Annotated in this window: 12 protein-coding genes and 1 tRNA gene; 8 read left to right on the plus strand and 5 right to left on the minus strand. The window is 57.9% G+C overall.

Annotated features, from left to right (window positions below; all coding sequences use genetic code 11):
• Nucleotides 1-61 precede the first annotated feature (61 nt).
• The gene (locus tag C5O79_RS11120) at nt 62-973 is read right to left on the minus strand and encodes an aldose epimerase (protein ID WP_122473765.1); all 912 of its coding nucleotides are present in this window, start codon (nt 971-973) and stop codon (nt 62-64) included.
• A 477-nt stretch (nt 974-1,450) separates the two neighbouring features.
• Here C5O79_RS11120 and C5O79_RS11125 point away from each other — a divergent pair, with 477 nt between their 5' ends.
• The 5 genes from C5O79_RS11125 to C5O79_RS11145 all read left to right on the plus strand — a co-directional run bounded on the left by C5O79_RS11125 (nt 1,451) and on the right by C5O79_RS11145 (nt 4,530).
• Nucleotides 1,451-2,281 (plus strand): undecaprenyl-diphosphate phosphatase, encoded by an 831-nt coding sequence (locus C5O79_RS11125; protein ID WP_122473766.1) that lies wholly within the window; start codon nt 1,451-1,453, stop codon nt 2,279-2,281.
• Between the two features lie 169 nt (nt 2,282-2,450).
• Nucleotides 2,451-2,527 (plus strand) — tRNA-Arg (locus C5O79_RS11130).
• A 190-nt stretch (nt 2,528-2,717) separates the two neighbouring features.
• On the plus strand, nt 2,718-2,996 hold the full coding sequence (locus C5O79_RS11135) for a type II toxin-antitoxin system RelE/ParE family toxin (RefSeq protein WP_122473767.1): 279 nt from the start codon (nt 2,718-2,720) through the stop codon (nt 2,994-2,996).
• A 10-nt stretch (nt 2,997-3,006) separates the two neighbouring features.
• Complete coding sequence (locus tag C5O79_RS11140) at nt 3,007-3,309, plus strand: HigA family addiction module antitoxin (RefSeq protein ID WP_122473768.1); 303 nt, start codon at nt 3,007-3,009, stop codon at nt 3,307-3,309.
• Between the two features lie 69 nt (nt 3,310-3,378).
• On the plus strand, nt 3,379-4,530 hold the full coding sequence (locus tag C5O79_RS11145) for an ATP-binding protein (protein WP_122473769.1): 1,152 nt from the start codon (nt 3,379-3,381) through the stop codon (nt 4,528-4,530).
• A gap of 54 nt (nt 4,531-4,584) precedes the next feature.
• Here C5O79_RS11145 and C5O79_RS11150 read toward each other — a convergent pair whose 3' ends face one another.
• From C5O79_RS11150 to C5O79_RS11160, 3 genes are all read right to left on the minus strand, one after another.
• Nucleotides 4,585-6,444 carry a hypothetical protein gene (locus C5O79_RS11150; protein WP_131931367.1) on the minus strand — a complete coding sequence of 620 codons (1,860 nt, stop codon included), beginning with the start codon at nt 6,442-6,444 and terminating at the stop codon, nt 4,585-4,587.
• Nucleotides 6,445-6,588: 144 nt separating this feature from the next.
• Nucleotides 6,589-7,709, minus strand: a protein-coding gene (locus C5O79_RS11155; protein WP_124472653.1) for an IS3-like element IS407 family transposase whose coding sequence is annotated in 2 segments (ribosomal slippage) — nt 6,589-7,451 and nt 7,451-7,709 — 1,122 coding nt in all. Because the reading frame shifts where the segments join, the coding sequence is not laid out codon by codon here.
• Between the two features lie 30 nt (nt 7,710-7,739).
• Nucleotides 7,740-8,081, minus strand: coding sequence for a hypothetical protein (locus tag C5O79_RS11160; protein ID WP_131931369.1), 342 nt, complete (start codon nt 8,079-8,081; stop codon nt 7,740-7,742).
• A 261-nt stretch (nt 8,082-8,342) separates the two neighbouring features.
• On the opposite strand from C5O79_RS11160, the gene C5O79_RS11165 reads away from it, so the two are divergent.
• From C5O79_RS11165 to C5O79_RS11180, 3 genes are all read left to right on the plus strand, one after another.
• Nucleotides 8,343-11,270 carry a UvrD-helicase domain-containing protein gene (locus C5O79_RS11165; RefSeq protein WP_240687907.1) on the plus strand — a complete coding sequence of 976 codons (2,928 nt, stop codon included), beginning with the start codon at nt 8,343-8,345 and terminating at the stop codon, nt 11,268-11,270.
• Nucleotides 11,271-11,535: 265 nt separating this feature from the next.
• Nucleotides 11,536-12,954, plus strand: coding sequence for a DUF3592 domain-containing protein (locus C5O79_RS38535; protein ID WP_226237876.1), 1,419 nt, complete (start codon nt 11,536-11,538; stop codon nt 12,952-12,954).
• A gap of 21 nt (nt 12,955-12,975) precedes the next feature.
• Nucleotides 12,976-13,548, plus strand: a complete 573-nt coding sequence (locus C5O79_RS11180) for a hypothetical protein (RefSeq protein WP_085539531.1) — start codon at nt 12,976-12,978, stop codon at nt 13,546-13,548.
• A gap of 1 nt (nt 13,549) precedes the next feature.
• Here the strand turns inward: C5O79_RS11180 and tssF are convergent, their stop codons facing one another.
• Nucleotides 13,550-15,427, minus strand: coding sequence for a type VI secretion system baseplate subunit TssF (tssF, locus tag C5O79_RS11185; RefSeq protein ID WP_122473772.1), 1,878 nt, complete (start codon nt 15,425-15,427; stop codon nt 13,550-13,552).
• Nucleotides 15,428-15,441 lie beyond the last annotated feature (14 nt).

The raw sequence follows: 15,441 nt of genomic DNA on the forward strand, positions 1-15,441 counted from the left end.
CGTTATCGGCGCTGCGGCGCGCTGCCTGACGGCGTCTCGGCCTGCGTAACAAGCCTGCGTATCAGCCGGCGAGCGGGAGGACGCGAATCCGCAGCGTGGCCGTTTCGGTCGCACCGGGCGCCAGCATGCGCAGCCCGAGGCCGTTGTGGATCGCATCCGGCAGGCCGAGCCACGGCTCGACGCAATAGAAGTCCGAATCCGGCTTCTCGGTCCAGGTCGTCACCGCGTACCACGGGATCGAACCCGGCACGTCGAGCGCGATCTCGATCGTGCGGCGGCGGCCCGGCATCACGATGCGCACCGGCGTGGCCGGCACGCCGTCGAGGCAGTGGAAGCGGTCGAGGATGTCCGGGTTGTCGAGGTGATAACGGGTGTCGCCCGGTTCCGGCGTGCTGATCGAGCCGTCGGCCTGCTGCGCGCAACGATGCGTGGGCGGCAGCTCAAGCGTGGTCTCGGCGCGTTCGCCGTGCGGCAGCGCGAAATAGAAATGGTGGCCGGCGTAGTAGGGCAGCGGCGTGTCGCCGCGATTGCTCGTCGTCAGCGCGACTTCGAGCGTGTGCGAGTCGGCCAGCCGGTAGGTCGCCTCGAACCGGAAGTCGAACGGGTAACTTGCGCGCAGCGCGTCGGTCGCGTCGAGCGTCATCGACAGCGCGGCGCCATCGGCCGACGGCCGCGCGGCGAACGGCAGGTCGCGCGCGAAGCCGTGCATCGGCAGGTCGCGCACCACGCCGGCGGCGTCGCGCCAGCGGCCGAGTTCACCGTCGACGCGATGACGGCCGAGGAACGGGAACAGCAGCGGGTTGCCGCCGCGCACGCGCGCGAGATTGCTCCAGTCGGCCGTGTCCGGCCAGAAGATCACCGGTTCACCGTCGACATCCCATGACAGCAGGCGGCCGCCGAATTGCGGAGCGACCCGGACGAGCGACGGGCCGGCGTGAAGTTCGTGAATGTCGTGTTGCTGGAAGGTCGGCATGGCGAATCGGTTGGGCGGGTGGACGGGAACGGCGCGCTCCATTATCGGGCCATGGAGGCTCGGGGAAAACCCTTCTCGGGAAATCGCGAGTTTTTAAGACTGTCGACGGTCGGGATAATGGCTCTAAACCGGTGATGTTGCCGGGTCATGACACTTCGTGGAGGGGGCCATGGATCTGGCAATGGCAATGGGTATCGCACTGTTCGGCATGTTCACCGGCAGCACGGTATTATTTTTCTATCAGCTCGGCCGCTGACGGCAATTCCTGCCGAAATCGAAAGGCCCGCCATGCAAATGGCGGGCTTTTTGCTTTCTGACTGCTTACAAGATGCAAGCGTTTGTGTGCATTGCCGCAATATCCAGCCAAATGCCTTGGCGCAGTAATCCGGGCTCGGCATAATCGGGGCGCGTTTTTTCGGACGCGCATCGCGTCGTCCGCTTCTCTTTCTGCTCAAACCTCACTAAAAGGACCGACGCGTGAGTCTCTGGTTTCTGGTATTCCTGAGCGTCCTGCAGGGCGTCACCGAACTCTTCCCCGTCAGCAGCCTTGGCCATACGCTGCTCGTGCCGGCGCTGTTCGGCATGCACATCGACAAGCACGCACCGCAACTGCTGCCGTTTCTCGTCGCGCTGCACCTCGGCACCGCACTGGCGCTGCTGTGGTACTTCCGCGCGCGCTGGGTCGCGCTGATCAGCGGCTTCTTCGCGCAGCTCGGCGGCCGCAAGAACGACGACGGGCACCTGATGTGGGCGCTCATCATCGGCACGATCCCGACCGGCATCGTGGGGCTGCTCCTCGAGAAGCGCATCGAACGTGTGTTCCACGACCTGCGGATCGTCGCGGTCGCGCTGATCGTGAACGGCGTGCTGCTGTGGCTCGGCGATCGCATCCAGCGCAGCCGCGCGCATCAGGCACCGGAGAAGATGACGTTCAAGCAGGCGTTCTTCGTGGGTCTGGCGCAGATCGGCGCGCTGATTCCGGGCTTCTCGCGCAGCGGGCTGACGATGATCGCCGGCAATGCCGCAGGGCTGACGGCGGAGAAGGCTGCGGAATTCTCGTTCCTGCTCGGTACGCCGATCATTTTCGCGGCGGGTGTGCTCGAGCTTCCGAAGCTGTTCCATGCGCGCGACCAGCTCGCCGATGCGCTGCTCGGCGGCGTGCTGACGGCGATCGCCGCGTACCTGAGCGTGCGGTTCCTGATGCGCTACTTCGAAGGGCGTGGCCGGCTGGCTTCGTTCGGCGTGTATTGCGTGATCGCCGGTGTGTTCTGTCTCGGCTGGTTCATGCTGCATCCGCAGCCGGTTTGAGGTTGCGATGGCTCGCTTCACGTGAGTTGACGCGATGATCGGGTATAATTTCGGGCTCGGCTTCATGCCGGGCCCGTTTTGTTTCGGGGCTTCGAGGATGGTGGTTTTGTCGTTGCTCGATGCCCAGTGTCAAATGCAGCCCGCGCCCAGCCGTGTCTTTTCTCCCCGACCGCCCTTAGCTCAGTTGGATAGAGCAACGGCCTTCTAAGCCGTAGGTCACACGTTCGAATCGTGTAGGGCGGGCCATTCCGAGTACTTCCAGACGTTCCGGGGTTACGCCGGGGTTACGCACGAGCTACGCAGGTTGCTGCATCAGTGATTCGCGTGAGACGGTGTGCGGCGCACCAAAACAGCAACAATCGCGCCAGTTTTTCTGCTGCAAACCCCTATAGTAGTCTTGCTTGACGATAGTATTGCAGCGCAATACTATGAAGCCATGATCCTATCCTTCAGATGCGCTGACACGGCGGCATTGTTTGCCGGGACGCGTATTGCTCGGTTTGCCAACATTGAAGCCGTAGCGATGCGCAAGCTGGCCATGCTGCATCGGGCTGCGGCCTTGAGCGATCTGCGTATCCCGCCGAATAACCGGTTGGAGGCCCTTCAACGAGATCGTGCCGGGCAGCATAGCATCAGGATTAACGATCAGTTTCGCGTCTGCTTCCGCTTCGACGCGGGCAATGCGTTCGACGTTGAGATCGTCGACTATCACTAGGAGGCGCCCTATGCCACGTGAAATTCTATACCCCCGCCCAGGAGAGATCCTGCAGCTGGAGTTCCTGGAGCCGATGGGCATCACCGCGTACCGGCTCGCCAAGGACATCGGTGTTCAACAGCAACGGATCAGCGAGATCATCGCGGGTCACCGTGCGATTACGGTCGATACAGGGCTTCGTCTGTCGCGTTATTTCGGCATGAGCGATGAGTTCTGGACCGGACTGCAACTCGACTATGAGACGGCCATGCACAAAGCGGAAATCGAGAGAACCCTCGCTGCAATCACCCCTTATGAGCCGGAAGAGGCTTAAATCTGAAGTCGCCCATTGTGGCGACTTTTTTATTGCGCTGTCTTTCGGCACACCTAGAAAAACTGCCACATGCTGCATCAGACTGACTTGCGAGATGTGACCTTCGCCGATCTTCAGGCGCTCAAGGACAACCAGGTCCCAGAGTCCCACACGCTCGATTTCAAGCGTGATTTCCCGACCGAGAGGGACGCGCGGGTGAGTCTTGCAGCCGACGTCGTGGCATTTGCAAATACCCGTGGTGGCGATCTAGTCTTGGGCGCCGATGAGCAAGGCGGTGTTATCACCCAGTTCAAGCCGATTTCGCTTGAGGACAAAGATGAGGCATTGCGCACGTTGCAATCGGCACTGACCGACCTCATAGAACCCAAGGTTCCCGGCGTTCATCTCGAGGCTGTCGACGTTCCCGGCGGCGGATATATCGTTATCGTGCGCACTCCGCCCAGCTTTCAAACTCCCCACCGGGTGCGTAAGAGCGGAGTGTTTTACACGCGAACCTCAACCGGGATTGATCCCATGGATATCTCCAGCATACGCAGCGCTTTTCTTCGCGGCGAAACTGCGATCGAGAATATCCGCAACTTCCGTGCGAAGAGGATTGATGATCTGTATCAGCGCCCAATGCCGTCACCGCTCGAACGGTACGCGACGGGAGTGCTGCATGTGGTCCCGATGGCCTCGGCACTTGGAGGACTGAATTTCGACGCCTCGGAGTTGTATGCCGTTGCGCAAGTCCTGCCCCCGCCGACACACGAAGCGGGGCGCGGAGCTCGTATAAATCTCGATGGGGCCTTGACTATTTCGGCCACGAGAGAGCAGCTGTTTTCTTATACGCAACTCTTCCGAAATGGAAGCATTGAATCCGTGATGCGAATCCAGTGGGACGAATCCGATGTGGCATGGGTCGGGAGCATGGAGAAAGCGCTGTTGGATGAGCATCACCAGACCTTGAAAGATGCTCTCATTAAGCTCGGCGTGGACGGGCCAGCGGTGGTTATGCTCTCATTCGTCGACATAGGTGGCGTCCCGCTCGAGCCCAAGGGAACCCGTGCTGCAGCGATAGCGGGCAGTGTTGCAACCGTGCCTGCGTACTACCAAAACTTGCTATTGCCAGAGCTGGTTGTCGAATCTTTTTCCACGTCGACGGCGGACATCTACGGGCCTCTGTTTGATATGGTGTGGAACGCTGCGGGGCGCTCGATGCGACCATCGCTTGAGCGATGATCGCACTACAAGCTAGCTAAATCGCGTAATCATTGCCATCATCGAACAGGGATGTCAGTTTTTCTGTTCTACAACTTGCTCGGTTCGATGGATCACGAACACACGCATCCCTTCCCGGATTTTTGCGCCGCTTTCAGGGAGTGGGAAGCCAGCCTGATCGGCTATGGTTGCCGTTTGAACCGCAGCGTCATTGACGCGGATAGATCGCACTGTCAGTTCTTCAAAATAGATTGGTCCCTCGATGGCGAGCGTGTCACCGACGTTGACCGCTCCGTTCTCAATCACGACGCCGAATGCATTTGCTTTCGACCAGACCCCGGCGATCGAGCCGATGAATTCGTAATGCGTTGGAACTACGCTTACGCGTTTGCTGGCGTACAGCAGGGGCGTGACGTCACCTGAAGTCCATTTCCATCGACGCATATTGACAAGGATTCGATACAAGTCGAACGATGTCATCAGACCAAGGCTCGTCTCATCCGCAACCGTCAGTAGTTCTTCGCGAAATGGCATGTTGTTATCGCGCTCGAGCGGTGGCATGTGGCGCTCGTGATTGATAATCGACAGCCCTTGAACTTCGGGATTCTTCGATTCCCTGGAGTGGATCAGCGCATGCTTGTTTGCCTGTGTAGCGTCCTCGTCGGTTGGGCGACCGCCGATGCCCTTGATATCAACCACGAGCACGGGGTGGCGATCTTCGATACGCAGGTCTTCTCGTCGACTCTGTTTGGCTTGGTCGCGAATCTCATCCACGTCCACGACCTTGCGGAACCCCATTTCAGTTAGGGCTCGCTTCACGGCATTTACCAATTCGTCGCCGGTTGCAGTCAGGAGGTCGTGAATCCAACCGTTCTCGATTTTTTCCGCATCGATCTGACCGTCCAGCGCGGCAAGCGCGGCCCGCGTTTCTTCTTCAATGCGTATCCGTTCACTCCGCAGTTCCGCGACCCGCGGGAGTTCGTATTCAGGGCGATGTGTCCATGCGCCCGTTGCTATGTCTGGGAACAGATCTGGCAAGTATTCGGGCAGTACCGTCGTGAGCAACTCGTCAAGGAAAGCTGCCTTATTCGCTAGCTGCGGGACTACCAAGGTGACGAGCCGTCCTTCCTTTTGGAGACCCGCGGCGACCCAGCCGTTAAACTTGTTGACTGCTAGAGCTGTCCATTCGTCGGTCGGGTATCGCGGTCGTATTGCGCATGTAAATTCGCTTCCAGGCAGGTGTTTGGTTACTAGCTTACCCAAGCTGGATCCGTCGACAGCAGTAGTTACGGAACCGTGATCGTCGTCAAGCGTCAAGGACTCTAAGTCGCTTGTTAGGTTCCATACGCTAAACGAGAGTTTTCTACCGGGGGTTAAGCGGTTCCCGTAGTCCGTTGATGCAAATTTGGCGTCATGCTCCTGGACCAGATCGGCAAAGACTATGATGACGCCACCTTGTTTCAAAGTCCTCTCGAACACGTCTCTGTTGCGTAGCGCTGTCAGTCCGCGGTTATCGATATATCCAAGGTTCTTCTTAACCCAGACATCGAGTTCTTGTGGCGGCACATGCTTTTCGCCGGGGGAGCTGTCGTCGATCGCAGGGAATGTGAAGTCGGCAATGATGATGTCGCATTCTTGATGTCCAGACAGAAATTCGTGGTTGATTGCAGGAGTGTAGCCGGCCGTCTGATCAACTTTGTAGGGACGCCCGAGAGTACCAACTACCACGTCGGCCCATTTTGACTCGATGGTTGCCACTACGCTCGGCGCAAGGTCCAAAAGGAGTAGTTTTGGCTTGCTGTGTTTCTGGGGAGCTGGCAGGTCGGTCTGCGCTTCACGATCACTGAGTGCCAGCGATTCATCGCTCTCATCTGACGACTGCAGAACTTGCTCCTCTGCGGGCATAGTGTTCTTTATTTTTGAGCTGAGAAACATCGCGTTGTCGGTCTCGTGTGGGGACTTCATTATTGCTGAAAACTGACGTCGACTGGTAAGTTGATACCAGAGGCTAGGAGCGTTGATGCGCTTGACGTGACCTGCCCCCTTCAACAGGGCCAATGGGCTTCTAGCAAAGTTCCTTTAAACCAGCTCCTGGAACGCGGCAGGAGCATCCGCGGTTGCCCGATGTTTCGCCGCAAACTCTGACGGCGCAAGGTAGTTCAGTGCGCTGTGCGGCCTTTGCTCGTTGTAGTCCTGACGCCATGCCGCGATGACAGCCCGAGCGTGCGCGAGCGTCGTGAACCAGTGCTCGTTAAGGCATTCGTCGCGGAACTTGCCGTTGAACGATTCGATGTACGCATTCTGTGTTGGCTTGCCCGCCTGAATCAACTTCAGCGTGACGCCGTTCGCATACGCCCACTGGTCAAGCGCGCGGCTCGTAAATTCGGGGCCCTGGTCTGTTCGCACCGGCTTGGGATAGCCACGGAAGCGAGCTGCACGGTCCAATGCCCGAGCGACATACAAACCGGAGATGCCATGGTCGACGACGATGTCGACAGCCTCTTTCGTGAAGTCGTCGACGACGGTCAGGCACTTCACGCGCCGGCCGTTGGAACGCGCATCCATCACGAAATCGATTGACCACACCTCGTTGGGCGCGCCCGGCAATGCCAGTTGCTCACGCTCAATCATGACGCCGTGGCGCTTGCGACGGCGCCGCACAGCCAGCCCTGCCTCACGGTACAGGCGATTGATACGCTTGTGATTGGCGTGCGTGCCTTCGCGTTCCACCAGGGCGTGCAGTCGACGGTAGCCGAATCGACGACGTTCGTGCGCCAACTCCACCAGACGCGCCACTAGCACCTCATTCTCGTGGTCCGGCCTCGCGTCGTAATGCAGCACGCTGCGAGAAAGCCCGACAAGCCGGCAGGCGCGGCGCTCGGAGATGTTGACCTTCTCCCGAATCGCCGACACTGCTTCGCGTTTGGCTTGCGGGCTCAGGGCTTTCCCTTGACCACGACCTTCAACGCTTCCATATCGAGCATTGCTTCGGCCAGCAGTTTCTTCAGCCGGGCATTCTCCACCTCGAGGTCCTTGAGCCGGCGGGCTTCCGAGACTTCCATGCCGCCAAACTTCGCACGCCAGGTGTAGAACGACGCATCACTGAACCCGTGCTTCCTGCACAGTTCCTTGACCGGCATACCGGCTTCAGCTTCCTTCAGAAACCCGATGATTTGCTGTTCCGTAAAGCGCTTCTTCATGTTCGTCTTCTTCTCCGAAAACGAACTTTACTAGACTCCGGCTGGCCCTGTTTGTAGGGAGCAGGTCACGGGTGACGCATGTTCGAAAAGTGGCTCATCAAACTCGGGCAGCGCGAATGAAGCTGATGCCGCTTGGCTTGACGATATTGAAGTCGAGGTGCGTAGCGCGTCCAGCGCATGATTGGGATAGGGCGCGTGCGCTTCCCATTCATCGTGTTCGCCGATCACGGTGGGCGACGGCGAGAATGGGAGCGGGGTTTGTGGGGAAGTCGGACGATCCTTGGTCGCGAGCCAGTAGAAGCCGAACGCGAACATCGCGAAGAGAGCGAGGGCCAAGCCGATCAGCACGGCGATATAGAGGGGGGAATTCACGGAGCCTCCTGAGCGAAGTGCGTCGATGCGGAAGTGCATCGGCGGAGCGGCCGTAGCGGGCGGCGCTCATGGAGGTGATATAGATCTGAAAGTTTTTTGAATGATTCGATTCGAGCTTACGTTTCAGCGAACCGGAGTCGAACTGTCAGTTTTGCGAGGCTCTTGTGTAAGAAGGACGGGTGCCGCTAATCTTCAGATTTTTAAGAAAGGTTACGGGAAGACGATGAACCTGTTCCATGTCACTCAGTCGGGCTGCACGTGATGGTCTATGCCACGCCGGAAAAGAAAATGCTGAGAAACATTAAGGAATCGTTTTCGCCTCGGGCCTGGGCGTGCCGGCTCGGTTGGACGGCACGGTGGAGCGCAGAAATAGACGCGGACATTGTGCGTGTGCGTGCAGAGAATGACGTTTGGGCGTCCCCACTAGACGTGTCATTACGCGCTCAGCGAGGGTGGATCTGGTCGTCTCTTCATATTGAGGGGATGGAGATTCGACGGCTGCGAGGACTGTCGCATCAAGATGCTGAGCGATTTGTTACGGCAATTACTCACGCAAAGGCAGTGGCATTGCAGCGGTTGGAAGCCGATCTCGGAGTAGACGAGAAGACGCTGGTTCCTTTGTGGAAGCACGTAGTGCGGGAGCAGTCGGCGGATCGCTATCTCACGGCACGCGAACGAGCGAATCTCCTTGATCGAATCGCAGCTGAAAAGAAGAGGTTGGATGGTGCGTTTGCACGTAGTCGAAGCCCGCATGCAAAGCGATTCACGATCAGCGAAGAATTAAAGCGGGCAATTCTGTATTTGCGCGCGCTGAACCACGATGGCGATCGGTTGCTGAGGCAACGCAACGACGAATTCGTGGAGCGCGAGTTAGAGCGATGGCGCGGATTCTTCGCGTATTGCGAAGAACGGGCGTTGACGGACGAACAGGCGAGAGCGGCAATCACGTTCGAAGAAAATACGTTGCTCATTGCTGCTGCGGGCTCGGGCAAGACATCCACGGTTGTGGGTAAGGTTGCCTATGCCTTGGTGAAGGGCATCGTGCGGCCGGAGGAGATCCTGTGTCTGGCATTTAACGGCAAGGCTGCCTCAGAAATTGCTGCGCGCACCACGGCGCGATTTCGCGCGATGATTGCGGATGCGTGCCCGATCGATCCAGCGATCAAGAGTCGGGTCAGAGAGTTGGTCGATAGTGGCGTAAGGATTGAGTCACGCACGTTTCACTCGCTCGGTCGCAAGATTGTCGAGCAAGTCGAAGGTCGCCCTCTACGCGTTTCTGAGTCTGCCGAGAACGCCGTTCGTCTAAAAAGAGCGGTTGAGCGATGCAAGAAGGAGCCGAAATTCGCAGCAGACTGGTTGCTCCTGCAATCGGTTGCGCGCTTCCCCAAACCGCCCGAGGCACGTTTCCATTCGGAAGACGAATACGTGGAATACTTGCGCGGTATGTGGCGTCAGCGCAAGCTCGGCTACAGGAACAAGGAATTCGCTGACGGCATTCTCACGATGGGCTGTACGAAACCCGTCAGGTCCTTTGAGGAAGTTGCCATTTCTAACTGGCTGTTCCTCAATGGGGTTGATTTCGAATACGAAGCCGCATATGCAGAAGGCGCAGAAAAACTATGTCCCGGAGCAACATGGACACCTGACTTCACATATAGCGTGCGGGATGCAGCCGGAGTGTCGCTGATTGTTCACGAGCACTTCGCGCTCAATGAGAACGGAGAGGCCCCGAAGTTCTTCAAGAATCCAAAGGGATACGCCGAGGAAGCGGATAGAAAGAAGCGGATATTGAGTGGACTCGACGTTCGTCATTTCTGGACAACGAGTGCTGAGTTCACGGATGGAACGCTTTTTGACAAGCTTCAGGTGCGGTTGAAGGCAGCGGGAATCGTGTTGCGTCCTCGTTCCTCAGAGGAGGTACTTGCGAAGCTCAAAGACATCGGTGTACTCGAGGACTTTGATCTTGTTGGGCGAGCGGTCTCGCAAATTCGTCAGAACGGCTGGGACCAGCAAACGTTGATTGAGCGACTTGCCGAGCAAAGCGAACCCGCTCGCGCGAGATTGTTTTTGCAGGCGGCGTGGCCCGTCGCCGTGGCGGTGAACGACTTGCTCAAGGCGGACAAGTGCATCGACTACGACGAGATGATCCGTCGGGCCCTGGGCTATCTGCGTGGCAAGCCGGATCTCTTGCCGTATCGGTTCATTCTGGCTGACGAGTTTCAGGATACTGCGCCGGGGCGTGGTGAAATGATTCGCAAGATGCTACATGCGCGCGAGGACAGTTTGTTCTTTGCGGTGGGGGATGACTGGCAGGCCATCAACCGATTCGCCGGGTCCGATCTGCGTTTTTTCCGCGAATTTGGCTCGACGTTCAATCGCCGCACGGCGGCGGACAAACAATGTGCCTTGACGCAGACTTTTCGAAGCAATCAAGGGATTGCCGACGTCGCCCGAACGTTTGTGTTGCGCAACGCGAGTCAGATGCCAAAGATTGTTGAGGCATACGATCGAACCCGCGAGGCCGTTATCGACGTGCGAACGTACAAAACCGAGCGAGAGCCCGAAGCCCTTATCAATGAGATATTGACGAGCTGGGTTTCCCAACATCCGCCTGGCCGCAAGCCGTCAGTATTCATATTGGGCCGTTATGGGAGGTACCACGCCGGCGGATTGACTGCGCAACAACTCGCGGAACTGGACGAGAAATGGGCTGATCGAATCGAACTGCTTAAAACAAAGGATAACGAGCCGCCGAGTCTTTACACGACGATGCATACGTCAAAGGGGTTGCAGGCTGACTATGTGCTGATTGTCGGCATGTATCGAGCCGAGCATGACTTTTTTTGTTTCCCGAGCGAGCGTGAGGATGATCCGCTGTTGCAACTTGTGCTACCGCCGAAAGAGGCGCTAGCCGACGCAGATGAACGCCGCCTCTTCTACGTTGCGCTGACTCGTGCGAAACATCGCGTTGCGTTGTTGACTCAGCAACAGTTTCCATCGCCGTATGCTTTGGAGCTCTTGCACGCGCATCGGGACGGAACGGTGTTGTTCAATGGAACGCAGGATATGCCGCCGCAGTGCCCTCAGTGTGACCACGGGTTGGGTTTTAAGCAGTACAACCCGGCGAAAAAAAAGTGGTTTTACGCTTGTACTGATCGATGGGAATGCGGGACGACATGGTCGCTGTGATCTACCGCCAAGCCATTTTCTGGGGTGTGCTCGATACAGTGACAAAAGCGTCCAGCCGGAGATTTGCTATCCTAGTTCCCATCGTTTCGAGCCGAATACGCATGCATTGAGGCGCCCAAGTGGACCCAGGCCGTCAATTTGTCTTTCACAATCCCGAAGCGTTTCTTGCAATGTCCGTACAGGCGGCGCTGAGGGATACGTCTGCGGCGGACGAAGTGAACTATGCTCGGTTGCCGCCGCGGTTCGTTATCGTGTCGCAGGAGCCTTGGATGCATGGGATCGCGTCAGGCTGGAGGCGCAGAAGGTTTGGCAGTTCGATTTCCAATCGAGGCTGGCGTCTTACCCAATCGATCAGCTCTTCGACGAATTTCCTAGATTCGTGACCACCTGTGTTCGTTCATTGGTGGCCGGACTGGACCCACAGGATCTGGAAAACGCTCGTCGCAGCTTGACTTGGCAGATTTACCATGCTAGCAACGGCGCAATGTACGAACCGACAGCCGCGCTCCATCGATTGCTGGATAGCGCTTACATCGCGGACGACATACCGATAGGTCTGGTTGAGTTTCCAGCACCTGCGCTTTGCATCATTCCAAATTCTGCGTGGCAAGGATACAAAGAAGACGGTATCCGAGCGATTGCTCTGTTCCGACGTAGGCTCGAATCAGAGAGGACAAGTACTGAGCAATTGACGATGGTGACTTGGCAGGAATTCAGCAGCGTTGACTTTCGTACGCAATTGGTTTCCTATCCGCTGGATGAGCCCGATCGCACGGTCAAACAGATACTCGAAGATCTGAACAACCAATGTGCTCCAGAGAGGCGCGAGACGGCTCTTGTCTACTGGCATCAGGTTTTCGACTACGTCGTAAAACTGATGTTATATCTGAAACTTCCGGATGCACACGTCGAGGCCGATCTTGCCTATAGTCGGGCACCGAGGGAGTTCAAGGGACTAGGGCAGCGGAAACGCCGGGAACGGCTCGCGGAGATCGAGTACTTGTACGATCGACATATCGTGGGACCGGCGGTCGTGGATGGGAAGCTGATTGGAGCGGAAGGCAAGGAGACTGGCATACCGCATCACGAAAAGAGTCCGCACTGGCGTCGCCCGCATTTTCAAGATGCAGCCGCATGGTCCGCAATCGTCGTTGCGCAAAGTCATTTTTGTTGGGCCGACGATTGTGCGCTCCGACAAGCTTGGTTTGTAATCCCTGGGTGGGAAGGATGCCCTCGGGCCGTCCATGTGCGAGACTCGCCTTGTGTATCATCTCGACTGCTATTTGACAAACGAGCGAGCACAGTTATGTTCAAGGCCGTAGCCTTTGTCGTGGTCGGAATTGGCTTATTGATCGCAGCGGCGATAAACGTCCAGATGACGCGCGAATTCATGCGGACGTCGATCATGGTGCCGGGCGAAGTGGTTAGGTTGAACGCGGGCGGGTATCACCCTGAAATCGAGTTCGTGACCAAGGCAGGCGAACATGTGTCATATCCGCAAGGCGGGATTGTGTCAAAAATGGCTGTCGGTGATCGTCCGCAGGTGCGTTATCTTGCCGAGAATCCGATTCCGACTGCGAGAATCGACCGATTTGATGCGATCTGGGGGAATGCGGTCTTTTTCGCACTCTTCGGATTGGGCTTCATCGTTTGCGGGTTGATCAACCTTCCGTCACGACAATAACGAGATCACTGGGGCGCAGATATGTCATTTCTGAGACTGAGCAAGTGGACGTATCACACTGGGGCAGGTGGTGGCCTGAGCGTTGAGATCGTGATGGCAACGGGCGGCACGATCGTGCTGACTGACCCCGAGAAGCACGACCAGAGCTTCTACTACGGTGGTGTCGGTATCGGGATCGGCGCGGGCCTGAAGATTCCGAAAATCAAATTGCCGAAGTTCTCGATACCGGAAATCAAGTTGCCGCCGATCCGGGGCCGCAGCGTCGGGGCGGCGGGCTCCACGCTGGACTTCCCGAGTTACGGTAGCATCTACATGACGAGCGCGTTTCGCGGTACTGAGCTGTCGCGATCGGATTTTCAAGGCGGCACGATTTATGTCGATGGGTCGTTGTCGGCGCTTTATGGTTGGGCGGGTGACGCGATGTTGCTCGGCATGAATCCGGCGTTGTTAGCAGCAGGGCTAGCAAACCCCGCCTTCAGTTGGTTGCTCACGCGAGCCATTTCCGAGGCGCCGGCTGTATTGTTCATGCGCGGGCAAACGGTGGGTTTCCAGGCTGGGGGCAGTGGCGGGATTCTTGCCGGATATGTTCACTGATCTATATCAGCGGTTGCGTCCCAGGGCGTGGTGCGCACCGCAAAAGCTCCTTTCCGCTCTCGGCCGATAACACGACGAGTTGAACATAGCTGTTTGACTGAGCGTACGGGCCGAAGAACCGGTCCATAACAGCCGAGAACCGATGCAGGCTGACATCTCGTGTCGCAGCATCGGAGAACGAAAGCAGGATTTCCACACCGCGAACAAATGACGGGAACTGATTGTCGAGAGACATCCATCTGATCGCTGGTTTGTAGTCGAGGGATACGATCGCGTCGATGCAACGTTGGGCAACCACGCTGGAACGCGGAGCATGGAAACGGAGAAACTCCTTCAGCGCGGGTAGTCCGGTCCGCGTCAGATCGAGCGGATGCGGCGCCAGTGCCGACAGGACGCGCCAAAGTGCACCGCCACGCGGCAAGGCAGCCGGCAAGGTGGGGCGGGTGAGCAGCATGATCGGGCACGCCAATGCCGAACCCTCGTACAGAAGATCGCTATCCGGGGCACCGATCGGCAACCGGGACGGCATTGCTCCGTTGGTTGCCAGGACATCGACATCGACCTGAGGGTGTCGCGGATGAGCGGTTTGACCCTTTAAGTCGACCAACGCCAGTTGCGATTCCGCCAGCGCGCCGTCCGGCATGGCTTCCGGATCTCGGTAGGCTAGCCAATAGATGGCGGACGAATCCATGGGCCGCGCGTGACTGAATGCACGATACGGCCACACCTGCGTGCGCGGTGCTGCGTGTGAAGCGATGGCGGCCTTGTCTTCGCCCGACTTCGTACGCTCGCCCAGATACACGGCTTCAACCGAGTAGACGCTCAGTGGAATGCCGGTTGCCAACGGGGTCGGCGTGATCGGATAGGTGGCGTCGTGACTGGTTAGGTGGATAGGCGTTGCCGCCCGTTCGAACAGGTTGACGACTGGCGTGCAAAACAATCGGAACGTGCTGATGTTCAGCGTTGCCAGGATCTGAGCGGTGCCGGAATCATGGGTGGTGCCTTGCACGGCGATGTGAAGCGTCAGTCGTCGAGCTGCTTCGGCGCGCGCGGCGCGACGCATTCGACCCAGGTCGATGTCGACGAAGTCAAACTTCTCGGGGAAGGCAAAATACTCGATCAGATGCCGGAACGATTGTGCGCTTGTATCGTCTTCGTTCGGCAACAATCGCTCGCCATCGGCAAAGCCGGCCGGCTCAATGGGGATTTTCGACAAGCGGGTCCAGCGTCCGCTTTCGTCCACCTCCACGTAGGCGGCCGATGCACGAAGCAACAGCGTATCGGAAAGCGCGGCGACGAGCGGCCGCTCTCCGGACAGGTGTACCCGCACTGGGGCGGACGGAATGGCGTCGTCGAATGCTTGCGACGCGGATTCGCTTGTAAAGGTAATTGAAATGATCCCCGTCACTTCTGCCGGGATGCGCGCCGCTGCTGGCGCAAGCGTCGCTGGCGAATAGCGAGCCGAGTGAATACGTAATGGCGACAACGTGACGTCGTAGACGGTACGGAAGCGACACGGTGCGGCATTGGCGTCCAGCATCGTGCCGCGCGCTATCGTCAGCGGTTCGGTAAGCTGACCGAACAGAACCGATGGGTCGAACGAGGCAACCGCGCATGACGGGACCGTGCGCAGATACTGCGGATAGGCAATTTCGAGAAGTGCCTCGGTGAATTGCGGATAATCGTCATCAAGCTTCGCATCGACACGAGCGGCTAGCAGCGCGAACGTCTGTACCATCCGGTCGACGTGCGGATCTTCGACGTGGCCGCCAGACATGCCGAGGCGTGCTGCAATCTTCGGAAAGCGTCGAGCAAAGTCCGCCAGACTGCGTGCAAGCAGTCCGACTTCACGTTCGTAATGTGACAGCAAGTGGTCCATTCGCTGCAAATATT

Origin of the sequence: Burkholderia sp. SRS-25 (assembly GCF_004343765.1) — a bacterium.
Lineage (GTDB): Bacteria > Pseudomonadota > Gammaproteobacteria > Burkholderiales > Burkholderiaceae > Burkholderia > Burkholderia contaminans.